We start from the raw sequence: 23,225 nt of genomic DNA, 5'->3' as shown, positions 1-23,225 counted from the left end.
CGCCGCGCCCCAGCAGGGGCGTGGTCTCAGGCGGGGGGAAGGGGAACCATGAAACAGATGATTCGCGCATTGGCAGGGCTCTGCCTGCTGGCAGTGTCCTCGGCGGCGCTGGCGACGACGACATTGACCGACCTGGATTTTCGGCAGGGCGAGAGCGGGGAGCTCCAGGTGGATCTCACCTTCAGTCATGGGGTGCCGGAGGTGCGTGGCTATCGGCTGGACGACCCTGCGCGATTGACCATTGACCTGGTCGATACTGCCAACCAGCTCGATCAGCGCAGGATGGAACTGGGGATCGGGGGCGTCGAGCAGGTCACCGCCCTTGAGGCCGGCTCGCGGACACGGCTGGTCTTCAATCTGGAGGGGCCGCTGCCCTATGACACCACGCAGCAGGGTGATCGGCTCAGGCTCTCCATCGGCGGTAGTGCCGCCGCGCCGACGACAGCGGTCGCGCAGCAGCCGGCGGCTCGCCAGGAGGCACCCGCGCCGGCACCCGCACCCGTCAGCGGCAGGCCGACCATCGAAGACATCGACTTTCGCCGCGGCGAAGGCGGCGCGGGTCGACTGATCGTCACCTTCGACCGCGCTGGCGTCGATGCGCGGGTGCGCGAAGAGGGTAGCAACCGTATCGTTGCCGAAATGCGCGACGTGGAGCTTCCCGCTTCCCACGACCAGGTGCTCGACGTCACCGATTTCAATACGCCGCTGCGCCGCATTACCCCGCGGACCAGTCGTGATGGCGTGACCTTCGATATCGAAGGCAGCGGTGAATTCGCCATGCTCTCCACCCAGAGTGGCCGGCAGCTGACCATCGAAGCGCAGCCGGTTACCCAGGCCGAGCGCGACCAGCGAGTGCGCCAGCAATTCCCCTATACCGGCGAGCGTATTACGCTCAATTTCCAGGATATCGAGGTCCGCTCGGTGCTGGCGGTCATCGCCGATTTCACCGGCCTCAATCTCGTCGCCAGCGATAGCGTGACCGGGCGCGTCACCCTCAACCTTCAGGACGTGCCCTGGGATCAGGCCCTCGATCTGGTGCTCAAGAGCCATGGCCTGGCCAGTCGCCAGGAAGGCAATGTCATCGTCGTGGCCCCTGCCAGCGAGCTTGCCAATATCGAGCGCCAGGAGATCGAGGCCAGGGCGCAGGTGGAGACGCTGGCGCCGCTGGTCTCGGAGTATGTGGAGGTCAAGTACGCCCGGGCCGAGGATCTGGCCCAGCTGCTACGCGGTGGCGACGGCTTCGGCCTGCTCACCGAGCGTGGTCGGGTCGCGGTGGACCAGCGTACCAACATGCTGCTGATTCAGGACACGGCCGACCAGGTGCAGGAGATTCTACGCACCCTCGACCGGCTAGACGTGGCGGTGCGTCAGGTGCAGATCGAGGCGCGCATCGTGATCGCCCGCGATGGTGTAACTCAGGAGTTGGGCGTCAACTGGGGGGCATCGTCCCGGGGCAGCAGCCGCCTGAATCTGGAGGGTGCCTCCTCGGGGAGCATGATTTCCGGGACCGGCGATGGGCTGGGCGGGCAGCGCGACAGTCGCGGCGCCTTTACCGGAGGGTTCGACGACCCGAGTGGCAGTCGGTTCCAGCGTGGTGGGCTCGCCGTCGACCTGGGTGGGGCCAACCCCATGACCAGCTTCGGCTTTGGCTACCTGTCCGGAGACATCCTGCTTGACCTGGAGCTTCGCGCGCTGGAGACCGAGAGCAGGAGCCAGACGATCTCCCAGCCCCGCATCATCACGGCCAATCAGCGCACGGCCGTTATCCGTCAAGGGGAGGAGCGTGCCTTCCAGACCATCAGTGACAACGTGCCGCAGATCGAATTCAAGGAGGCCGTACTCTCCCTTGAGGTAACACCGCAGATAACCCCGGACAACCGCATCATCATGGACCTGGTGGTGACCAATGACAGCTTCCGTGACGTGGCAGCTGGGCAGGAGCCGCCTATCGATACCAGCAGCATCGAGACCCAGGTACTGGTCGATAACGGTGAAACCGTGGTGTTGGGCGGCATCTTGACCACCGAGCAGTTGAGCCGGCTGGCGAGGACGCCCTTCTTCGGTGACCTGCCTGTGCTGGGAAGGCTTTTCCGTTATAATGAGGAGAGCAGCCAGAAAGTCGAGCTGCTGGTTTTCATTACTCCACGAATACTCGAAGACGGCCTGGCCATTCGCTGATGCAGGACTTGCCCAATCTCATACTGGTCGGCCCCATGGGGGCCGGCAAGAGTACCATCGGCCGCCTTCTGGCGGCCGAGCTGTCACGTGAGTTCTATGACAGCGACCACGAGATACAGGCTCGGTGCGGCGCCGATATCCCCTGGATCTTCGACGTCGAGGGCGAGGCCGGCTTTCGCCAGCGTGAAGCGCATATGATCGATGAGCTGACTCAGCTCGAGTCCGTGGTTATCGCGACGGGCGGTGGCGCCGTGCTGCGCGAGGATAATCGTCGCCGGTTGCGTGAACGGGGTACCGTGGTCTACTTGTTTACCACCGTCGAGCAGCAGCTCAAGCGAGTGGCCAAGGATCGCAATCGTCCCCTGCTGCAGCGTCCCGACCGGGAAGCGACGCTGCGCGAGATGTTCGAGTTGAGAGACCCGCTCTACCGCGCTACCGCCGATGTCGTGGTACGTACCGACCGGCGCAGCCCTCGCGCCGTGGTCAACGAGATCGTGCGTCGCATCCAGCGGCTGGTCGATCCCCTTCAAGCCAAGGCCTGATCCCCCATGACCCTGACGCAATCCCCCGCCCCCCAGCGCAGCCTCCAGGTCGCGCTGGGCGAGCGCAGCTACCCCATCCATATCGGCCCCGGCCTGCTGGGCGATGCCACCTGGCTGTCGCCCTATCTCGCCGGGCGTCAGGTGATGATCGTGACCAACGAGACGGTGGCGCCCCTCTATCTGGCACGCTGTCGCCAAGGGCTTCCCGAAGGGCTCGAGGTGGAGGAGCTGGTGTTGCCCGATGGGGAGGCGACCAAGACGCTGGAAAGCGTGAGTAGGATCTGGGATGCCCTGCTGGCGGCGGGATTCAATCGCCGCTGTACCTTGATTGCCCTGGGCGGGGGAGTGATCGGCGATATGGTCGGCTTCGCGGCGGCCTGCTACCAGCGTGGGGTGGCCTTCATCCAGGTGCCGACCACCCTGCTTTCCCAGGTCGACTCCTCGGTGGGCGGCAAGACCGGCGTCAACCATCCGCGTGGCAAGAACATGATCGGCGCCTTCTGGCAGCCGCAGGCGGTGCTGATCGACACCGACACCCTGCTGACCCTGCCGTCGCGGGAGCTGTCGGCGGGCCTGGCCGAGGTGATCAAGTACGGTCTTATCCGTGATGTCGGCTTCCTGGGCTGGCTTGAAGAGAACATGACGGCGCTGCGTGACCTGGATGCGTCAGCGCTGACCCAGGCCATCGAGCGCAGCTGCACGATCAAGGCGGAGATAGTCGCCGAGGACGAGACCGAGCAGGGGGTTCGTGCCCTGCTCAATCTGGGCCACACCTTCGGCCATGCCATCGAGGCGCACCAGGGCTACGGCAACTGGCTTCATGGCGAGGCGGTGGGTGTCGGCATGCTGATGGCGGCCGAGCTGTCGCAGCGCCTCGGCTGGCTCTCCGTGGCGGAGGTAGCGCGTACCGCCGCCATTATCGAGGCTGCCGGCCTGCCGCTGCTGGCGCCTGCCGACATGACGGCCGAGGACTTTCTCGATCGCATGCGGCTCGACAAGAAGAACGTCGACAGCCGCCTGCGCCTGATCCTTCTGCGTGGCCTGGGTGACGCCTGTCTCCATGACGAGACCCCGTCTGGTTTGCTGACGGAACTGCTGGCTTCCTTTCCCCGCCGCTGACTGCCCGGGGACATGCCGGCCTGCTCCTCCAGCCGGCATAAAGACGCAACAAACCGCAGGTTTTGAGTACGGCGACCCCCGTCAGCGACGGGGGTCGCTTTTTTGTGGACTGGCGGTTATGCACCGAGCCGATAAATTTGCATGCCTCATGCCGTATCGGTATGGGAGAAAATGGCCATATTAGACTAAAGTCTAAATCATGGACTCATGCCGTTTGAAAATCGTTTATGGCGAGTGCAAGTTATTGAACTACAGGATGTTTTCTTGGGGATTGATTAGGCAAGTTGCGGATTTGGCGGGAGTTTTCATGAGGCGCGGAGAGGGGTGGAATTGCGCGTAATGCCTTGGGGTGTCTATGCTGGGCGTCCTTTTTCTCACGGCAGCAGCGCGTCGATTTTTTAATCGATACAAATAAAAAACATAATAGAATATAAATTATCTGCTGCTGAGTCAATAGTCTTTTTTGAGGCACGCCCATGAACAGAGGCCTTCATCACCCCGGTGAATTTCGCGATAACTGTGGCTTCGGCCTGATCGCCCATATGGAAGGACAGGCCAGCCATGACCTGCTCCGGACTGCCATCGAGTCGCTGACCTGCATGACGCATCGCGGCGGCATCGCTGCCGATGGCAAGACCGGCGATGGCTGTGGCTTGCTGCTGAAGATGCCAGGCGCCTTCATGCGTGAAGTGGCAGCAGAGACGCTTGACGTCACCCTGGGCGAGCGCTTTGCCGTCGGCGCGATCTTCCTCCCCGACGATGATGCCAAGGAGGCGCGTGCTCGCGGGATCCTCGAGGGGGAGCTGCGTGCCTGCGGCCTGGTCATACGGGGCTGGCGCGACGTGCCGGTAGATCCCTCATTCTGCGGTCCCATGGCGCTGGCTTGCCTGCCACGCATCCGCCACCTGTTTGTCGAGCCCGGCAAGCTGAGCGATCCGGAACGCTTCGACGTCGACCTGTTCATGGCGCGTCGTCGTGCCGAGCAGATGCTGCGCGACGAGGAAGATTTCTACGTCTGTTCGCTCTCCGCCGAGGTGGTTTCCTACAAGGGACTGGTGATGCCGGTGGACCTGCCGGCCTTCTACCATGATCTCGGGGACGAGCGGCTGGAAACGGCCATCTGCGTCTTCCATCAGCGCTTCTCGACCAACACGGCGCCGCGCTGGCCGCTGGCGCAGCCGTTCCGCATGCTGGCCCACAATGGCGAAATAAACACCATCGAGGCCAACCGCGGCTGGGCCAATTCGCGGAAGGAGAATTTCGTCAACGAGCGCCTGCCCGACATCGCCGAGCTGGACGAGATCGTCAATACCGTCGGCTCCGACTCATCGAGCATGGACAACATGCTCGAGGTACTGCTGATGGGTGGCATGGAGCTGCACCGGGCGGTGCGCATGATGGTGCCGCCGGCGTGGCAGAACGTGGAGACCATGGGCGGTGAGCTGCGTGCCTTCTACGAGTACAACTCCATGCACATGGAGCCATGGGACGGCCCCGCCGGCGTGGTGATGACCGATGGCCGCCAGGCGGTCTGCATGCTCGATCGCAATGGGTTGCGCCCGGCGCGCTGGGTGATTACCAAGAATGGCTATATCACACTCGCCTCCGAGATCGGTACCTACAGCTACAAGCCGGAAGACGTCGTCGCCAAGGGGCGCGTGGGTCCGGGACAGATACTCGCCGTGGACACCCAGACCGGTGAAGTGCTGCATACCAGCGATATCGATGAGCGACTGAAGTCGGCCTACCCCTACAAGCGCTGGTTGAAAGAGGAAGCGCACTACCTGGAGTCGGCGTTGACCGAGCTTGCCAGCTTCCAGAACATGGACCAGCAGGCGGTCAATACCTGGCAGAAGATGTTTCAGGTCAGCTTCGAGGAGCGCGACCAGGTGCTGCGTCCGCTGGCGGAGAGCGGCCAGGAGGCAGTGGGCTCCATGGGCGACGACACGCCCATGGCGGTGCTTTCACGAAAGCATCGGCTACTGACCGACTATTTCCGCCAGAAGTTTGCGCAGGTCACCAATCCGGCCATCGACCCGCTGCGTGAAGCGATCGTGATGTCGCTGGAAACCTGCATCGGCCCGGAGCTCAACGTCTTCAAGGCCACGCCGGAGCATGCGCACCGTATCATCCTCACAACCCCGGTGCTGTCACCGCGCAAGTTCACCGCGCTGCTCGAGCAGGATGATCCGACCTTCGCCAGTCATGCTCTCTCGCTGGGCTACGATCCCGAGCAGGTCGGGCTCAAGGCGGCGCTCGTCGAGCTGTGCCGTCAGGCCGAAGCCGCGGTGCATGACGGCAAGGTGATCCTGGTGCTGTCGGATGCCAACCTGGAAAAGGGGCAATTGCCGATCCATGCGGCACTGGCGGTCGGCGCCGTGCATCACCACCTGGGCAAGCTGGCACTGCGCCCAAGGGCCAACATCGTGGTCGAGACCGGCTATGCCCGGGATGCTCACCAGATGGCGGTGCTCTTCGGCGTGGGTGCCACTGCGGTCTTCCCGTGGTTGGCCTATCAGGTCATGGCGGACATGCACCGTACCGGCGAGCTCACCGGCAGCCCGGCTGACGCCCGCGAGAACTATCGCAAGGGGATGCAGAAGGGTCTCTACAAGATTCTCTCCAAGATGGGCATCTCGACCCTGGCCTCCTATCGTGGCTCCCAGCTGTTCGAGGCGGTGGGGTTGCACTCCGAGGTGATGGACCTCTGCTTCAGCGGCATGGCATCGCGTATCGAAGGTGCCGGTTTCGCCGAGCTGCAGCTGCAGCAGGAGCTGCTGGCCCGGGACGCCTGGACGCCGCGCAAGGGCATCTCCCAAGGCGGCCTGATGAAGTATGTACACGACCACGAGTATCACGCCTACAACCCGGACGTGATCAAGGCACTGCAGGAGGCCGTGCAGGAGGGCGACTACGCCAAGTGGAAGAAATTCGCCGCGTTGGTCAACGAGCGCGAGCCCGCCACCCTGCGTGACTTGCTCAAGCTCAAGTCGTCCGAATCCCCGCTTTCACTGGAGGAGGTGGAAACGGTCGAAGAACTGATCCCGCGCTTCGACAGCGCCGGCATGTCGCTGGGGGCACTATCGCCCGAGGCCCACGAGGCCCTGGCCCAGGCCATGAACGAGGCCGGTGGACGCTCGAACTCCGGCGAGGGCGGGGAGGATCCCGCGCGCTACGGCACCATTCGCAGCTCCAAGATCAAGCAGATCGCTTCCGGTCGCTTCGGCGTCACTCCGGCCTACCTGGTCAACGCCGACGTACTGCAGATCAAGGTGGCACAGGGTGCCAAGCCCGGCGAGGGCGGCCAGCTGCCCGGTGGAAAGGTCAACGACCTGATCGCCCGGCTGCGCTACTCGGTGCCTGGCGTGACCCTGATTTCGCCGCCGCCGCACCATGATATCTACTCCATCGAGGACCTGGCGCAGCTGATCTTCGACCTCAAGCAGGTCAATCCTGAGGCCCAGGTGTCGGTCAAGCTGGTCTCCGAGCCCGGCATCGGCACCATCGCCACCGGCGTGGCCAAGGCCTACGCCGACCTGATCACCGTCTCCGGCTACGACGGCGGTACCGCGGCGAGCCCGCTCACCTCGATCAAGCACGCCGGCTCTCCCTGGGAGCTGGGCCTGCCGGAGGTGCATCAGGCGCTGCGCATCAACGGCTTGCGCGACAAGATCCGTCTGCAGACAGACGGCGGCCTCAAGACCGGTCTCGACGTGGTCAAGGCGGCCATTCTCGGCGCCGAGAGCTTCGGCTTCGGTACGGCGCCCATGGTGGCGCTGGGCTGCAAGTACCTGCGCATCTGCCACCTCAACAACTGTGCCACCGGTGTCGCTACCCAACACCAGTACCTGCGTGACGAGCACTTCCGCGGCACCGTGGACATGGTCAAGAACTACTTCCGCTTCATCGCCGATGAAGTGCGTGAGCTGCTGGCAATGCTGGGTGTGCGCAGGCTGACCGACCTGATCGGCCGCACCGATCTGCTCGAGGCCCTGGAAGGCGCGACTGCCTCCCAGCGCAAGCTAGACCTGAGCCCCCTGCTGACCAATGACTTCGTGCCGTCGGATGCACCGCAGTATTGCCAGGTGAGCCGCAACGTACCCCATGATCCGGGTGCCAAGAACCAGGAGGTACTCGGCGCCATCGATCAGGCCATCGCCGACAAGAGCGGCGGCGAGTTCGAATTCACCATCACCAACTGCGACCGCTCGGTGCCGGCGCTCTCCTCCGGCGCGGTGGCTAAGCGCTACGGCGAGGCCGGGCTCGAAGACGCCCCGATCACGCTGCGCTTCGAGGGCGTGGCCGGGCAAAGCTTCGGCGTGTGGAATGCACGAGGCCTTCACCTCTACCTGGAAGGTGATGCCAACGACTACGTGGGCAAGGGCATGAACGGTGGCAAGGTGGTGATCACCCCGCCGAAGGGCAGCCGCTTCGCCAGTCACGAGACCGCGATTATCGGTAACACCTGCCTGTACGGGGCGACCGGCGGCAGGCTGTTCGCCGCGGGTACGGCCGGCGAGCGCTTCGCCGTGCGCAACTCCGGCGCCCATGCGGTGATCGAGGGGGCTGGCGACCACTGCTGCGAATATATGACCGGCGGTCTGATCTGCGTGCTGGGAGAGACCGGCGTCAACTTCGGTGCCGGCATGACCGGCGGTTTCGCCTACGTGCTCGACGAGGATCGCTCCTTCGTCGACCGTTACAACCATGAACTGGTGGAGATCCACCGCGTCAATACCGAGGCCATGGAGGCCTATCGGCGTCACCTGCGGGAAATCATCGAGGAGTTCGTTGCCGAGACGGGGTCTGCCCGGGGGCGCGAGATACTCGACGATTTCAGCGACTACGTGCGTCATTTCTGGCTGGTCAAGCCCAAGGCGGCGAGCCTGGGCAGCCTGCTCGACGAATCCCGCAGGCGCCCCGAGTAAGCCGGACTTCCCAGGAGACAAGACATGGCCAATCGTTTGACCAATAACGACTTCCAGTTCATCGACGTGGGCCGCCAGGACCCGCAGAAAAAGGATGCCCGCACCCGTGCGCGGGAGTTCGGCGAGATCTACGAGCCGTACAAGCCCCAGGAGGCGGCCAGCCAGGCGCACCGCTGCCTGCACTGTGGCAACCCCTACTGTGAGTGGAAGTGCCCGGTACATAATTACATTCCCAACTGGCTGCAGCTGGTGGCGGAGGGCAATATCCTCGAGGCGGCGGAGCTGTCCCACAAGACCAACACCCTGCCCGAGGTGTGCGGCCGGGTATGCCCGCAGGATCGCCTGTGCGAAGGGGACTGCACCCTCAACGACGGCTTCGGTGCAGTGACCATCGGCTCGGTGGAGAAGTACATTACCGACACCGCCTTCGCCATGGGCTGGCGTCCCGACATGTCCCAGGTGGAGTGGACCGACAAGAGGGTCGCCATCATCGGCGCAGGCCCGGCTGGGCTCGGCTGTGCCGATATCCTGGTACGCAACGGCGTCAGGCCGGTGGTCTTCGACAAGTATCCGGAAATCGGCGGTCTGCTGACATTCGGCATTCCCGAGTTCAAGCTCGAGAAGACGGTGATGGAGCGCCGTCGTGCGGTATTCGAGGAGATGGGCATCGAGTTCCGGCTCAATACCGAGATCGGCCGTGATATCGACTTCGAGGCATTGCTGGCGGAGTACGACGCGGTGTTCCTCGGCATGGGCACCTACAAGTACATGACTGGCGGGTTCCCCGGCGAGGAGCTGCCCGGGGTGCACAAGGCGCTCGACTACCTGATCGCCAACGTCAACCACTGCCTCGGCTTCGAGAAGGATCCGGCCGACTATGTCTCGCTGGAGGGCAAGAAGGTGGTGGTGCTGGGCGGCGGTGATACTGCCATGGACTGCAATCGCACGGCGATTCGTCAGGGCGCCTCGATGGTGACCTGCGCCTACCGCCGCGACGAGGAGAACATGCCGGGCTCCAAGCGCGAGGTGAAGAATGCCCGCGAGGAGGGGGTGGAGTTCCTCTTCAACCGCCAGCCGGTGGCGGTGGTGGGCGAGGGCAAGGTGGAAGGCGTGAAGGTGGTGCGTACCCGGCTTGGCGAGCCCGATGAGAACGGTCGCCAGCGTCCCGAGGTGGTGCCGGGCTCCGAGGAAGTCCTGCCTGCCGATGCCGTGGTTATCGCCTTCGGCTTCCAGCCGAGCCCCTCGTCCTGGTTCGAGCCCGCGGGCATCGAGCTCGACGAGCGCGGCCGGGTGCTGGCGCCCGAGCATGGTACCTACGCCTTCCAGACCGCCAACGAGAAGATCTTCGCCGGTGGCGACATGGTCCGCGGCTCCGACCTGGTGGTCACCGCCATCCATGAAGGACGCCAGGCCGGCGAGGGCATCCTCGACTATCTGGGCGTATAAGCGACGAGCCACGGGCTACGAGCCTCGATACCATTCTGCTCGAGGCTCGAAGCCACCCGTGAGGGTGAGCGGCGCCGGGGACAGGTCGAAGCGGAGGTCCGATTCCAGGGAAGGAATCGGTAGCGTACAGGGAAGTATTCACAGCGCCTCCGCGAAGACCTGTCGCCGGGCAAGCCGCGGGTCAGGCTCAAGGCGGCTGAAATTGAGCCATTGGTCGTAATCTGCTAGTCTGTCGTCCCATCCTGGCGCAGCTTCCTGCCGCGCCTCATGATCACGTTTCGACAGGTTCTCCATGACACGATATATCTTCGTGACCGGCGGCGTTGTGTCCTCTCTAGGCAAGGGCATCGCGTCGGCCTCGCTGGCGGCGATTCTCGAGGCGCGCGGCCTCAAGGTCACCATGCTCAAGCTGGATCCGTACATCAACGTCGACCCCGGCACCATGAGCCCCTTCCAGCACGGCGAGGTCTTCGTCACCGAGGATGGGGCCGAGACCGATCTGGACCTGGGCCACTACGAGCGCTTCATTCGTACCAAGATGACCCAGGGCAACAACTTCACCACCGGCCGCGTCTACGAGCACGTGCTGCGCCGCGAGCGCCGTGGCGACTACCTGGGCGGCACCGTGCAGGTGATCCCCCACATCACCGACGAGATCAAGCGCCGCGTGTATGCCGGCGGCGAAGGCTTCGACGTGGCCCTGGTGGAGATCGGCGGCACCGTGGGTGACATCGAGTCGCTGCCGTTCCTGGAGTCGATCCGTCAGATCCGCAGCGAACTGGGCATGAGTCGGGCGATCTTCATGCACCTGACGCTGGTGCCCTACATCAAGACGGCGGGGGAGACCAAGACCAAGCCGACCCAGCACAGCGTCAAGGAGCTGCGCTCCATCGGTATCCAGCCCGACATCCTGATCTGTCGCAGCGAAGTCGAGCTGGAAGAGAGCGAGCGGCGCAAGATCGCCCTGTTCACCAACGTCGAGGAGCGTGCGGTCATCCCGTTGCAGGATGCCGATACCATCTATCGCATACCCCTGATGCTCCATGAGCACGGCCTCGACGAGATCGTCTGCGACAAGCTGCGCCTGGAAGCGGAAGAGGCGGACCTCAACGAGTGGGTCCATGTGCTGGATGCCAAGCTCAACCCGCTCAAGTCGATCAATATCGCCATGGTCGGCAAGTACATGGAGCTGCTGGACGCCTACAAGTCGCTCAATGAAGCGCTGATCCACGCGGGTATCCAGACCCGGGTCAAGGTCAACGTCGACTACATTGACTCCGAGGATATCGAACGCCACGGTACCGAGCGACTGGCGGGCAAGGACGCCATCCTGGTGCCGGGTGGCTTCGGCGAGCGTGGCGTCGAGGGCAAGATCGCCACCGCCCGCTTCGCTCGTGAGAACGGTATTCCGTATCTGGGCATCTGCCTTGGCATGCAGGTGGCGGTGATCGAATATGCCCGGCACGTGGCCGGCTGGGAAGACGCCAACTCCACCGAGTTCACCCACGACACCCAGCATCCGGTGGTGGGCCTGATCACCGAGTGGATCACCCCGGAGGGGAAGATCGAGCTGCGCGATGCGGCCTCGGATCTGGGCGGTACCATGCGTCTTGGCGGACAGGTCTGTCACCTGAGGACCGGCACGAAGGCCCGCGAGGCCTATGGTGCCGATGAGATCGTCGAGCGTCATCGGCATCGCTTCGAGGTCAACAATCAGTTCATCGACGAGCTGGAACAGGCGGGTCTGGTCATTTCCGGCAAGAGCGTGGACAACTCCCTGGTGGAGATGATCGAGCTGCCCGACCATCCCTGGTACGTGGCCTGCCAGTTCCACCCGGAATTCACCTCCACCCCCCGCGATGGCCACCCGCTCTTTACCGGCTTCATCAATGCGGCGCTGGAGCACAAGAACACCCGTGCCCGCCAGCAGGCCCAGGCCCAGCCGCAGGGCTGAGGGTCGAAGGAGTGTTCATGACAGACGCACAACGCATCATCACCATTGCCGGCCTTCAGGCCGGCAATTCTCTGCCCCTCATGCTGCTGGGCGGCATGAACGTGCTGGAGTCCCGTGAGCTGGCCCTGGAAGTGGCTGAGACCTATGTCGAGGTCACCGCCCGTCTGGACATCCCCTTCGTGTTCAAGGCCAGCTTCGACAAGGCCAACCGTAGCTCTATTCACTCCTTTCGCGGCCCGGGGCTGGAGAAGGGGCTGGAGATTCTGGCTGAGATCAAGTCGCGCTTCGGCGTGCCCATCATTACCGATGTGCATGAGCCCTGGCAGGCTGCACCGGTGGCAGAGGTGGCCGACATCATCCAGTTGCCGGCCTTCCTTGCCCGCCAGACCGACCTGGTGGTGGCCATGGCCGAGACCGGGGCGGTGATCAACCTCAAGAAGCCGCAGTTCCTGGCGCCTCATGAAATGCGTCATATCATCAGGAAGTGCGAGGAGGCCGGGAACGCAAGGTTGTTGCTTTGCGAACGCGGATCCAGCTTTGGGTATAATAATCTGGTGGTTGATATGCTCGGTTTTGGTGACATGAAGCGGACCGGCTATCCGGTCTTCTTCGATGTCACGCACTCCCTTCAGCGGCCCGGCGGCCGCGCGGACAGCGCCGGCGGCCGCCGCGAACAGGTTGGCGAGCTGGCCCGTGCCGGCGTGGCCGTTGGCCTGGCCGGGCTCTTCCTGGAGGCGCATCCGGATCCGGACAACGCCAAGTGCGATGGCCCCTGTGCCCTGCCCCTGGACCGGCTCGAGCCCTTCCTGGCGCAGCTCAAGGCCATCGATGACATGGTCAAGGGCTTCCCTGCGCTGGATATCACCTGATACTCACTGACTCACTCAACGCTGATTCATAAGACTGATTCATAAGAATAGGACGACACACGATGACCAAGATTGCCGATATCCTTGCCCTCGAGGTGCTCGACTCCCGCGGCAACCCCACCGTGCAGGCCGAAGTGCGCCTGGAGAGCGGTGCGGTGGGCGTGGCCTGTGCGCCCAGCGGTGCCTCCACCGGTTCCCGCGAGGCCCTCGAGCTGCGCGACGGCGACAAGGCACGCTACCTGGGCAAGGGCGTGCTGAAAGCCGTCGAAGCGGTCAACGGTGCGATTCGCAGCAAGCTCGTGGGTATGGATGCCCGGGATCAGCGCGGCCTGGACAATGCCATGCTGGCGCTGGATGGCACCGACAACAAGGCCTCGCTCGGCGCCAACGCCATTCTGGCGGTGTCGTTGGCCGCCGCCAAGGCAGCCGCGAACGCCAAGGGTGTGCCACTCTACGCGCATATTGCCGAACTCTACGGTCAGCCGGGCCGTTTCAGCATGCCGGTGCCGATGATGAATATCCTCAACGGCGGCGAGCATGCCGACAACAACGTCGACATCCAGGAGTTCATGATCCAGCCGGTGGGCGCAGCGAACTTCCGCGAAGGCCTGCGCATGGGGGCCGAGATCTTCCACGCTCTCAAGAAGGTGCTGGCCGCCCGGGGGCTCTCCACGGCAGTGGGTGATGAAGGCGGCTTCGCTCCCAATCTGGCCTCCAATGCCGAGGCACTGGCGGTAATCAAGCAGGCCGTGGCGGATGCCGGCTATACCCTGGGGGATGACATTACCCTGGCGTTGGACTGCGCCTCCTCCGAGTTCTACAAGGGCGGCCAGTACAACCTCGCCGGTGAAGGCAAGCAGTATGACGCTGCGGGCTTTGTCGACTACCTGGCCGGGCTGTGCGATGACTACCCCATCGTCTCCATCGAGGATGGCATGGATGAGTCCGACTGGGCTGGCTGGAAGGCGCTGACCGACAAGCTGGGTGACAAGATTCAGCTGGTCGGCGACGATCTCTTCGTCACCAACACCCGGATCCTCAAGCGCGGCATCGACGAGAAAATCGGTAACTCCATCCTGATCAAGTTCAACCAGATCGGTTCGCTCTCCGAGACCCTGGATGCGATCAAGATGGCCCAGGATGCCGGCTTCACTGCCGTCATCTCGCATCGTTCCGGCGAGACCGAGGACACCACCATTGCCGATCTGGCCGTTGGCACTGCGGCAGGCCAGATCAAGACCGGCTCGCTGTGCCGCTCCGACCGTGTGGCCAAGTACAACCGGCTGCTGGTGATCGAGCAGCAGTTGGGTGGGCAGGTCGACTATCCTGGGCGTGCCGCCATCAAGGGGCAGTGAATCGTTGTGACAGTACTCACTATTGAGTAGCTGGCCGACGACATTGACTACACGGCTTGTAGGAGATTGCCTACACAGTGCCGACGATCTAAGCTTAGTTTTATGCAGGAAGGCCGGCGATTTTTGTGCCGGTCTTTTTTTATGTGTCTGTTTTTACTTTGTATTTTCCTTGTGAGTAAGCAAAAGTAAAGTTAGGATCAGTCGTGGGAGGGAGTTGCGCTGTTCTGGGGAAATGCCACAATGCACGTGGGACAAGGGAGAGCGGGATGGCTCTCCGGCAGGATGCAAAACGGGATGCGTTAAAGATGGTGCGCCAGGTGCGACAGGATGTGGCTACCGGGCAGGGACGTTACCAAAAGGAATTCGGACGGAGGGATCCGTCCAAGGATGAGCTGGGAGCCGGGCGGCCTGAGGGTCGCCTTTCAGCTGTGCATGATACTTGAATATGTATGACGCATGAAGGCAAAACGCCGGACGTTATCGACGTCCGGCGTTTTCTTGTTCGCTCGATGCACTCGAATCAGCGTTCCAGATGCTGCAACTTACCCGGCTTGCCATCCCACTCTTCGGCATCGGCGGGCGGGTCTTTCTTCTCGGCAATGTTGGGCCAGACCTCTGAGAGCTCGGCGTTGATGGCGATGAACTCCTCCTGCCCCTCCGGCAACTCGTCCTCGGCGAAGATGGCCTCCGCCGGGCACTCCGGTTCGCACAGGGCGCAGTCAATGCATTCGTCCGGGTGGATGACCAGGAAGTTAGGACCTTCATAGAAACAGTCCACCGGGCAGACTTCGACACAGTCGGTGTACTTGCACTTGATGCAGTTCTCGGTGACGACAAATGTCATGCCTGTCTCCCTCCTCGGGGCCGGGGTGTGCGGTGCCCGGTCTGGTGATGATTGAGCATCAGGCTGATAGGCCTGATAGTTATAAAAAAATCCGTTTATATAATCTGCTTTCGGAGAAACGCTTCATTCTAGTCATGCGCCACCGCGGGGGCAAGCCGGCTAGACGCGTTCGCGCCATTCATAGAGTAGCTCCAGCGCCTGCCGCGGGGTCAGCGCATCGGGGTCCAGCCCCGCCAGCGCCTCGAGCAGCGGGTGCGGTGCCGTGGCGAACAGGTCGGTCTGCAGCGGGGCCGGCTCGCCGTTGCTGCGCAGTGGCAGGCGGCTGCCCTGGTCGACCTCCTGCTGCTCCAGCTGCGCCAGCTTCTCCCGAGCCCGGGCGATCACTCCCTGGGGGACACCGGCCAGTTGGGCCACCTGGAGGCCGTAGCTCTGGCTGGCGGGTCCGTCTTCCACCCGGTGCATGAAGACGATGCCGTCCCTGTGCTCGGCGGCGGTGAGGTGGACATTGGCCACCCCTTCGGCCTGCTCGGCCAGGGCGGTCATCTCGAAGTAGTGGGTGGCGAATAGCGTGAAGGCCCGGCTCCGGGTCAGGTGCTCGGCGCTGGCCCAGGCCAGCGACAGGCCGTCGAAGGTGCTGGTGCCCCGCCCGATTTCGTCCATCAGCACCAGGCTCTGCTCGGTGGCATTGTGCAGGATGCTGGCGGTCTCGGTCATCTCCACCATGAAGGTCGAGCGCCCCCCGGCGAGATCGTCGCTGGAGCCGATGCGGGTGAAGATGCGGTCCACGGGGCCGACGCGGGCCGCATCGGCGGGGATGAAGCTGCCGGTATGGGCCAGCAGGGTGATCAGGGCCGCCTGGCGCATGTAGGTGGACTTGCCGCCCATGTTGGGGCCGGTGATGACCAGCATCCTGCGGCTGTCGTCCATGATCAGGTCGTTGGGCACGAAGGGGGTGTCGCTGACCTGCTCCACGACCGGGTGCCGGCCGCCGCGGATCTCGATGCCGGGGGTGTCGAGCAGCTGTGGGCGCTCGAAGCCGAGCGCCTGGGCGCGCTCGGCAAAGGTGGCCAGCACATCCAGCGACGCCAGTGCCTGGCCGGTGGCCTGCAGCGCGCCCAACTCGGCATTGAGCGCATCGAGCAGGCTCTCGTAGAGCAGCTTCTCCCGGGCCAGGGCGCGGGACTTGGCCGACAGCGCCTTGTCCTCGAACTCCTTGAGCTCGGGAATGATGAAGCGCTCGGCATTCTTCAGCGTCTGGCGGCGGACATAGTCGACCGGGGCGTCCTGGGCCTGGGCGCGGGGGATCTCGATATAGTAGCCGTGTACCCGGTTGTAGCCCACCTTGAGGCCGGGCAGGCCGGTGCGCTCGCGCTCCCGGAGTTCCAGCTTGATCAGGTAGTCGCCGGCGTGTTCGGCCAGGCCGCGGTACTCGTCGAGTTCGGCGTCGTACCCGTCGCGGATCACGCCGCCATCACGGATCACCACCGGCGGGTTGTCCATCAAGCCGCGGCTCAGGGTGTCGGCCAGTTCGGGATAGGGGCGGATATGGTGCTGAAGATCGTCCAGCGCGGTGCCATCGCTGAAGGCACTGAGCTCCTGCTGCAGTGCCGGGAGCGCGAGCAGGGCGTCACGCAGCCGGGCGAGATCCCGGGGCCGGGCGCTGTAGAGTGCCACCCGGGCCAGGATGCGCTCCACGTCGCCGATGGCCTTGAGCAGCTCGCGCAGCGTGACGAAGGCCTCCTGGTCGAGCAGCAGGGCGACCGCCGCCTGGCGATTCTGGACCAGGGCGCGGTCGCGGAGCGGACGGTTGAGCCAGCGCTTGAGCAGTCGCGAACCCATGGCGGTGGCGGAAGTATCGAGTACGCTGGCCAGGGTGTTGTCGGCTGTGCCACCGAGGTTGGTATCGATCTCCAGGTTGCGCCGGCTGGCGGCATCGATCACCACGGCATCGTCCCGGCTCTCCACGCCCAGCGCGGTGACATGGGGCAGGCGCGAGCGCTGGGTGTCACGGGCGTATTCGATCAGCACGCCGGCGGCGGTGATGGCGGCCTCGAGATGGGCGCAGCCGAAGCCGCGCAGGTCCTGGCACTGGAACTGGTCGCACAGGGTGCGGGTGGCACCGTCGTGGTCGAACAGCCAGTCGCTCTGGCGGCGCAGGCCGCGGCGCCCGTCCAGGGCCGGTGGCAGGGTCAGGCTCTCCGGCACCAGCAGTTCGGCGGGGTCGAGGCGCTGGAGCTCGGCCAGCATCTCGCTCTCGCCTTCCACTTCGAGCACGCTGAAGCGGCCGCTGGAGAGTTCCAGCCAGGCCAGCCCCCAGCAGATACCCAGCGGATGTACGGCCACCAGCAGGTTGTCGCGGCGGGCATCGAGCAGCGCCTCGTCGTAGAGGGTCCCGGGGGTGACGATTCGCACCACCTTGCGCTCGACCGGACCCTTGCTGGTGGCCGAGTCGCCGAACTGCTCGCAGATGGCCACCGACTCGCCGGCCTTGACCAGGCGGGCGAGGTAGCCTTCGGCGCTATGGTAGGGCACCCCGGCCATGGGAATCGGCTTGCCCGCTGACTGGCCGCGCTGGGTCAGGGTTATGTCCAGCAGCGCCGCGGCGCGCTTGGCGTCGTCGAAGAACAGCTCGTAGAAATCGCCCATTCGGTAGAAGAGCAGCACCTCCGGATGCTCGCGCTTGATCCTGAGATATTGGGTCATCATGGGCGTATGCTGGGCGCTGGCCTGTGACATGGTGGTCCTGTGCTGAGCGGTCGGTTCCGGATCTCTGACGCGGCGATGGTGCCACGGCCTGCATATCGCAGACAAAGGCGCTATTGTACGCAAAAGTCTATCCCTGCGCGCGGCCGGCGTCAGGGGCCGGCCACCACTCTTGAAGGAGCGATACCATGGCTCATCGTGCGGCCAGCCTGGCCAATCTCGACCTGATCACCCTTGCCGAGCGCCTGGGACGCCGCTGCCGGGAACATGGCTTGAGCGTTACCGCTGCCGAGTCCTGCACCGGCGGGGGCGTTGCCAGCGCCATTACCGCCGTTGCCGGCAGCTCCGACTACTTCGAGACCGGCTACGTGACCTACTCCAACGCCGCCAAGACTCGCCTGTTAGGGGTGCCGGAGGCGACCATCCTCGAGCATGGTGCGGTGAGCCGCGAGGTGGTCGAGGCCATGGTCGCTGGTGCCTGCCGCGAGAGCGGCGCGAGGCTTGGCGTGGCGATCAGCGGCGTGGCCGGCCCGGGAGGTGGTTCGCCGGACAAGCCGGTGGGCACCGTGTGGCTGGCCTGGGGCAATGCCGAGGGGCAGCAGGCCGAGCAGTTGCACTACCCCGGGGACCGCCGGGCGGTACGCGAGCGCGCGGTGCGCGATGCCATCGTCGGCCTGATCCGTCATATCGAGGCCAATCACGCCAAGGACACGTAGGCGCCACGCTTGGCGTGGGGCGATTTTTTCGCCATACTACTGTCCAACCATACAGTGTCCGGGCGACCCCTTATCGGTTTCGTCCGCCATTCCGATTGTTTGGCAAGCGAACGGCACCTTGCGCCGTAAGCCCAGCAACCGAATTTCTGCCGACGAGTTCTACGAGGAGCGCCACATGGCACAGGAAGACAACCGTTCGAAGGCATTGAATGCCGCCCTTTCCCAGATCGAGCGCCAGTTCGGCAAGGGCACCGTGATGCGGCTGGGCGATACGCCCCGGGTGATCATGCCCTCGGTGTCGACTGGCTCCCTGGGCCTGGATATCGCCCTGGGCATCGGTGGTCTGCCGCTGGGGCGGGTCGTCGAGATCTTCGGGCCGGAGTCCTCGGGCAAGACCACCCTGACCCTCTCGGTGATCGCCCAGGCCCAGAAGCAGGGCAAGACCTGCGCCTTCATCGATGCCGAGCACGCGCTCGACCCCAGCTATGCCGAGAAGCTCGGCGTCAACCTCGACGACCTGCTGGTCTCGCAGCCCGATACCGGTGAGCAGGCGCTGGAGATATGCGACATGCTGGTGCGCTCCGGCGGCGTCGACGTGATCGTCATCGATTCCGTGGCCGCCCTGACCCCGCGGGCCGAGATCGAGGGCGAGATGGGCGACTCCCACGTCGGCCTGCAGGCGCGCCTGATGTCCCAGGCGCTGCGCAAGATCACCGGCAACATCAAGAACGCCAACTGCATGGTGATCTTCATCAACCAGATCCGCATGAAGATCGGCGTGATGTTCGGCTCGCCGGAAACCACCACCGGCGGCAACGCACTCAAGTTCTACGCCAGCGTGCGCCTGGACATTCGCCGTACCGGCTCGGTCAAGTCGGGCGACGAGGTGACCGGCAACGAGACCCGGGTCAAGGTGGTCAAGAACAAGGTGGCGCCGCCGTTCCGCCAGGCCGAGTTCCAGATCCTCTACGGCAAGGGCATCTACCATGCCGGCGAGGTGGTCGACCTGGGCGTGCAGTGCAACCTGGTCGACAAGGCCGGCGCCTGGTACAGCTACAAGGGCAACAAGATCGGCCAGGGCAAGGCCAATGCCGCCCAGTTCCTCGAGGACAACCCGGCGGTGATGGAGGAAATCGAAAGCCAGATCCGTGGCCAGCTGCTGGCGACGGTAGAGCCCCGGGAGAAGGAGGCCACCGCCGAGCTGGCCGATGACGCCGACGAAGGCAGCCTGCTCTAAGCCATGCTGGGCCAGCCGGCGAGCGATCGCGAGACCTCCCCCAGGGAGGATGCCATTCGCCTGCTGGCTCGGCGCGAGTATTCTCGCGCCGAGCTGGCGGAGCGGCTGGTCGCGAAGGGCCACGACTCGGCCGCCATTGGGGACTGCCTGGACGCCCTGGCCGAGCAGGGACTGCAGTCGGATAGCCGTTTTGCCGAGAGCTTTCTGCGCTCGCGGGTGGCCCGGGGCCAGGGCCCGCTGAAGATTCGTGGCGAGCTTTCCCGGCGCGGTATCGACCGCGCCACCCTGGAGGCCGCTTTTGCCGAGGCGGAGACCGACTGGTTTGCGCTGGCCTGTGATTCTCTGGCCCGGCGCTTCGACGGTCCCGGCGACTCGCCCCGCGAGCGCGCGCGGCGGGAGCGCTTCCTGGCCAGCCGAGGGTTCGATTTCGAGCATCTGCGTCACGCCCTTTCCCATGCCTGGAACTGCCATTGAAACGGCCGCTTCGGCTCGCACTCTTCAGTCGCTTGACAACTACGCTATAATACCCCCCTTTGCGAACGCCCCGGGTGGCGCTTCGGCGCGCCACGGCGCCCCTGCAGCGGCCTTTTTTCGACGGCCGCACCCGCTTTCCCGCCCGTCGGGTCATCATGCTCATCGCCACGGATATTCCATGAAAAGCGCAGACATCAGACAGGCCTTTCTGAGTTACTTCGAGGAGCACGGACATACCGTCGTGCCGTCGAGCTCCCTGGTGCCGGGCACAGACCCGACCCTGCTGTTCACCAATGCCGGCATGGTGCCATTCAAGGATGTCTTCCTGGGGCGCGACCCGCGTCCCTATGTGCGGGCCGCATCTTCCCAGCGCTGCGTGCGCGCCGGCGGCAAGCACAACGATCTCGACAACGTCGGCTACACCGCGCGCCACCACACCTTCTTCGAGATGCTGGGCAACTTCAGCTTCGGCGACTACTTCAAGCGCGATGCGATCCGCTTCGCCTGGACCTTCTTGACCGAGACGCTGGGGCTGCCCAAGGAGAAGCTGTGGGTCACGGTCCATGTCAGCGATGATGAAGCCGAGCAGATCTGGAAGGAGGAGATGGGCATCGACCCGGCGCGCTTTTCCAAGCTCGACGAGGACAACTTCTGGCAGATGGGCGATACGGGGCCCTGCGGTCCCAGCTCGGAGATCTTCTATGATCACGGCCCAGAGGTGTGGGGCGGACCTCCCGGTAGCCCGGAGGAGGACGGCGATCGCTACATCGAGATCTGGAACCTGGTGTTCATGCAGTTCGACCGCGATGCGGCGGGCAACCTGAACCCGCTGCCCAAGCCCTCCATCGATACCGGCATGGGCCTGGAGCGCATCGCTGCGGTGATGCAGGGCGTGCATTCCAACTACGAGATCGACCTGTTCCAGAACCTGCTCGGGTCGGCGGCCCGCCATACCGGCCATGCAGACACCACCACGCCTTCGCTGCGCGTGATCGCCGACCATATCCGCTCCTGCGCCTTTCTCATTGCTGATGGTGTGCTGCCCTCCAACGAGGGACGCGGCTATGTGCTGAGACGGATCATTCGCCGGGCCGTACGTCACGGCAACAAGCTGGGCGCCAAGGGCGACTTCTTCCACAAGCTGGTCGGGGCGCTGGACGCCGAGATGGGCGATGCCTACCCGGAGCTGCGCGAGGCGCGCCATCAGATCGAGCGTGTCCTGCTCAAGGAGGAGGAACAGTTCGCCCGTACCTTGGAGCATGGCATGAGCCTGCTGGAGGAGGCGCTGGAGGACCTGGAAGGCGACTTGTTGCCCGGCGAGACAGTATTCAAGCTCTACGATACCTTCGGCTTCCCCTACGACCTGACGGCAGATGTCTGCCGCGAGCGGGGCGTGACCCTCGACGCTGAGGGCTTCGAACGGGAGCTCGAGGCCCAGCGCGAGCGGGCCCGGGCAGCCAGCCAGTTCGGCGCCGACTACGGTGCCGCCCTGGAGCTCGAGGGTGAAACCCAATTCACCGGCTACGACCGGCTCGAGGACCGCGCCAACGTCACCGCCATCGTGGACCGTGAAGGCAACGCCCTGGCCAGCCTCGAGCCAGAGCAGCGTGGCCTGGTGGTGCTCGATCGCACGCCGTTCTACGGCGAGTCGGGCGGGCAGGTGGGGGATACCGGCTATCTCCACGTCGAGGGCGGCCGCTTCCTGGTCACCGATACTCAGAAGCAGGGCGGACACCACGTCCACCATGGCGTTTTACTCGAAGGCAGCCTGGCGGTTGGTGCCGAGGTCCATCCCCAGGTCGACGCCAGGCTGCGTGGCGCCACCATTCGCAACCACTCCGCCACCCACCTGATGCACAAGGCGCTGCGCCTGGTGTTGGGCGATCACGTCCAGCAGAAGGGCTCGTTGGTCACGCCGGAACGGCTGCGCTTCGACTTCAGCCACTTCGAGCCGATGACGCCGGAGCAGCTGGCGGAAGTGGAGCGACTGGTCAACGAACAGATCCTGGCCAACGCGTCCACCCGAATCGAGCAGATGACCCTCGACCAGGCCAAGGAACGGGGCGCGGCAGCGCTGTTCGAGGCCAAGTATGCCGACAGCGTGCGCGTGCTGACCATTGGCGCCGACGACTTCTCCATCGAGCTCTGCGGCGGCACCCACGTGGCGCGCAGCGGCGATATCGGCTGCTTCCATATCGTCAGCGAACAGGGTATCGCCAGCGGCGTGCGCCGCATCGAGGCGATCACCGGCGAGGGGGCACTCGCCTGGTTCCGCGAGCAGGAGGCCAGGGTCAATCGCATCGGCGAGCGGCTCAAGGCCAGGCCTGAGCAGGTGGAGGAGCGGGTCGAATCGCTGGTCGAGCGCAACCGTGCGCTGGAAAAGGAGCTCGAGCGGCTCAAGGCCAAGCTGGCCAGCGCCGCCGGCAGCGACATGCTGAGCGAGGCCCGCGAGATCGGCGGCATCAAGGTGCTTGCCACCCAGCTGGAGGGGGTTTCCGGCAAGGAACTGCGCGGCGTGCTCGATCAGCTCAAGCAGAAGCTGGGTTCCGGCGTCGTGGTGCTGGGCGTGGCCGACAGGGAGGCCGGCAAGGTGAGCCTGATCGCCGGCGTCACGGACGACCTGACCTCCCGCGTCAAGGCCGGAGAGCTGGTCAACCATGTCGCCTCCCAGGTAGGCGGCAAGGGCGGCGGGCGGGCCGATATGGCCCAGGCAGGGGGGAGCGACGTCGCAGCCCTGCCTGGAGCCCTGCAGAGCGTGTCGGCCTGGCTTGAGCAGCGTCTGCAGTAATATCCCGGGCCGGCAACAGCGAGCCCGGCCCTTTCACGCATACGAGCGCTTACACTCGAAGAACGAGGGAAA

At 64.5% G+C, this 23,225-nt stretch carries 14 protein-coding genes; 12 read left to right on the top strand and 2 right to left on the bottom strand.

What is annotated here, in order from left to right:
• Positions 1 to 48 precede the first annotated feature (48 nt).
• The 8 genes from pilQ to eno all read left to right on the top strand — a co-directional run bounded on the left by pilQ (position 49) and on the right by eno (position 14,391).
• Complete coding sequence (gene pilQ, locus KZO25_RS07420; protein ID WP_223136468.1) at positions 49 to 2,178, top strand: type IV pilus secretin PilQ; 2,130 nt, start codon at positions 49 to 51, stop codon at positions 2,176 to 2,178.
• Entirely contained in the window at positions 2,178 to 2,720 is a 543-nt protein-coding gene (aroK, locus tag KZO25_RS07415; RefSeq protein ID WP_066450858.1) for a shikimate kinase AroK, read from the top strand. Before pilQ ends, aroK begins: the two co-directional genes overlap by 1 nt.
• A gap of 6 nt (positions 2,721 to 2,726) precedes the next feature.
• Entirely contained in the window at positions 2,727 to 3,839 is a 1,113-nt protein-coding gene (gene aroB / locus KZO25_RS07410; protein WP_223136467.1) for a 3-dehydroquinate synthase, read from the top strand.
• 476 nt (positions 3,840 to 4,315) lie between these two features.
• Positions 4,316 to 8,767, top strand: a complete 4,452-nt coding sequence (gene gltB, locus KZO25_RS07405) for a glutamate synthase large subunit (RefSeq protein ID WP_223136466.1) — start codon at positions 4,316 to 4,318, stop codon at positions 8,765 to 8,767.
• 24 nt (positions 8,768 to 8,791) lie between these two features.
• Positions 8,792 to 10,213: an FAD-dependent oxidoreductase gene (locus KZO25_RS07400; RefSeq protein WP_316935573.1), complete on the top strand. Its 1,422-nt coding sequence runs from the start codon at positions 8,792 to 8,794 to the stop codon at positions 10,211 to 10,213.
• A gap of 292 nt (positions 10,214 to 10,505) precedes the next feature.
• On the top strand, positions 10,506 to 12,167 hold the full coding sequence (locus tag KZO25_RS07395; RefSeq protein WP_223136465.1) for a CTP synthase: 1,662 nt from the start codon (positions 10,506 to 10,508) through the stop codon (positions 12,165 to 12,167).
• Positions 12,168 to 12,184: 17 nt separating this feature from the next.
• On the top strand, positions 12,185 to 13,036 hold the full coding sequence (gene kdsA / locus KZO25_RS07390; RefSeq protein WP_223136464.1) for a 3-deoxy-8-phosphooctulonate synthase: 852 nt from the start codon (positions 12,185 to 12,187) through the stop codon (positions 13,034 to 13,036).
• A gap of 62 nt (positions 13,037 to 13,098) precedes the next feature.
• A complete protein-coding gene (gene eno, locus KZO25_RS07385; protein WP_223136463.1) occupies positions 13,099 to 14,391 on the top strand; it encodes a phosphopyruvate hydratase in 1,293 nt (430 codons plus the stop codon).
• A 520-nt stretch (positions 14,392 to 14,911) separates the two neighbouring features.
• On the opposite strand, the gene fdxA is transcribed toward eno, so the two are convergent.
• Both fdxA and mutS read right to left on the bottom strand, forming a co-directional pair.
• The gene (fdxA, locus tag KZO25_RS07380) at positions 14,912 to 15,235 is read right to left on the bottom strand and encodes a ferredoxin FdxA (protein ID WP_043514074.1); all 324 of its coding nucleotides are present in this window, start codon (positions 15,233 to 15,235) and stop codon (positions 14,912 to 14,914) included.
• Positions 15,236 to 15,394: 159 nt separating this feature from the next.
• Positions 15,395 to 17,971, bottom strand: coding sequence for a DNA mismatch repair protein MutS (gene mutS / locus KZO25_RS07375; protein WP_223136462.1), 2,577 nt, complete (start codon positions 17,969 to 17,971; stop codon positions 15,395 to 15,397).
• A 155-nt stretch (positions 17,972 to 18,126) separates the two neighbouring features.
• Here mutS and KZO25_RS07370 point away from each other — a divergent pair, with 155 nt between their 5' ends.
• The 4 genes from KZO25_RS07370 to alaS all read left to right on the top strand — a co-directional run bounded on the left by KZO25_RS07370 (position 18,127) and on the right by alaS (position 23,153).
• The gene (locus KZO25_RS07370) at positions 18,127 to 18,654 is read left to right on the top strand and encodes a CinA family protein (RefSeq protein WP_223136461.1); all 528 of its coding nucleotides are present in this window, start codon (positions 18,127 to 18,129) and stop codon (positions 18,652 to 18,654) included.
• A 175-nt stretch (positions 18,655 to 18,829) separates the two neighbouring features.
• Positions 18,830 to 19,891: a recombinase RecA gene (recA, locus tag KZO25_RS07365; RefSeq protein ID WP_066445047.1), complete on the top strand. Its 1,062-nt coding sequence runs from the start codon at positions 18,830 to 18,832 to the stop codon at positions 19,889 to 19,891.
• A gap of 3 nt (positions 19,892 to 19,894) precedes the next feature.
• On the top strand, positions 19,895 to 20,365 hold the full coding sequence (locus KZO25_RS07360) for a regulatory protein RecX (RefSeq protein ID WP_066445044.1): 471 nt from the start codon (positions 19,895 to 19,897) through the stop codon (positions 20,363 to 20,365).
• 178 nt (positions 20,366 to 20,543) lie between these two features.
• A complete protein-coding gene (gene alaS / locus KZO25_RS07355) occupies positions 20,544 to 23,153 on the top strand; it encodes an alanine--tRNA ligase (protein ID WP_223136460.1) in 2,610 nt (869 codons plus the stop codon).
• Positions 23,154 to 23,225 lie beyond the last annotated feature (72 nt).

It is taken from the genome of Halomonas sp. ANAO-440, from assembly GCF_019915905.1.
In the GTDB taxonomy this organism is placed as follows: domain Bacteria; phylum Pseudomonadota; class Gammaproteobacteria; order Pseudomonadales; family Halomonadaceae; genus Halomonas; species Halomonas chromatireducens.
Note: the sequence above shows the minus strand (reverse complement) of the source record. Positions and strands in the feature narration are given on the sequence as shown.

Coding starts and splice junctions, on each gene's coding strand:
- pilQ (WP_223136468.1), top strand. CDS start 49: ATGAAACAGATGATTCGCGCATTGGCAGGGCTCTGCCTGCTGGCAGTG.
- aroK (WP_066450858.1), top strand. CDS start 2,178: ATGCAGGACTTGCCCAATCTCATACTGGTCGGCCCCATGGGGGCCGGC.
- aroB (WP_223136467.1), top strand. CDS start 2,727: ATGACCCTGACGCAATCCCCCGCCCCCCAGCGCAGCCTCCAGGTCGCG.
- gltB (WP_223136466.1), top strand. CDS start 4,316: ATGAACAGAGGCCTTCATCACCCCGGTGAATTTCGCGATAACTGTGGC.
- KZO25_RS07400 (WP_316935573.1), top strand. CDS start 8,792: ATGGCCAATCGTTTGACCAATAACGACTTCCAGTTCATCGACGTGGGC.
- KZO25_RS07395 (WP_223136465.1), top strand. CDS start 10,506: ATGACACGATATATCTTCGTGACCGGCGGCGTTGTGTCCTCTCTAGGC.
- kdsA (WP_223136464.1), top strand. CDS start 12,185: ATGACAGACGCACAACGCATCATCACCATTGCCGGCCTTCAGGCCGGC.
- eno (WP_223136463.1), top strand. CDS start 13,099: ATGACCAAGATTGCCGATATCCTTGCCCTCGAGGTGCTCGACTCCCGC.
- fdxA (WP_043514074.1), bottom strand. CDS start 15,235: ATGACATTTGTCGTCACCGAGAACTGCATCAAGTGCAAGTACACCGAC.
- mutS (WP_223136462.1), bottom strand. CDS start 17,971: ATGTCACAGGCCAGCGCCCAGCATACGCCCATGATGACCCAATATCTC.
- KZO25_RS07370 (WP_223136461.1), top strand. CDS start 18,127: ATGGCTCATCGTGCGGCCAGCCTGGCCAATCTCGACCTGATCACCCTT.
- recA (WP_066445047.1), top strand. CDS start 18,830: ATGGCACAGGAAGACAACCGTTCGAAGGCATTGAATGCCGCCCTTTCC.
- KZO25_RS07360 (WP_066445044.1), top strand. CDS start 19,895: ATGCTGGGCCAGCCGGCGAGCGATCGCGAGACCTCCCCCAGGGAGGAT.
- alaS (WP_223136460.1), top strand. CDS start 20,544: ATGAAAAGCGCAGACATCAGACAGGCCTTTCTGAGTTACTTCGAGGAG.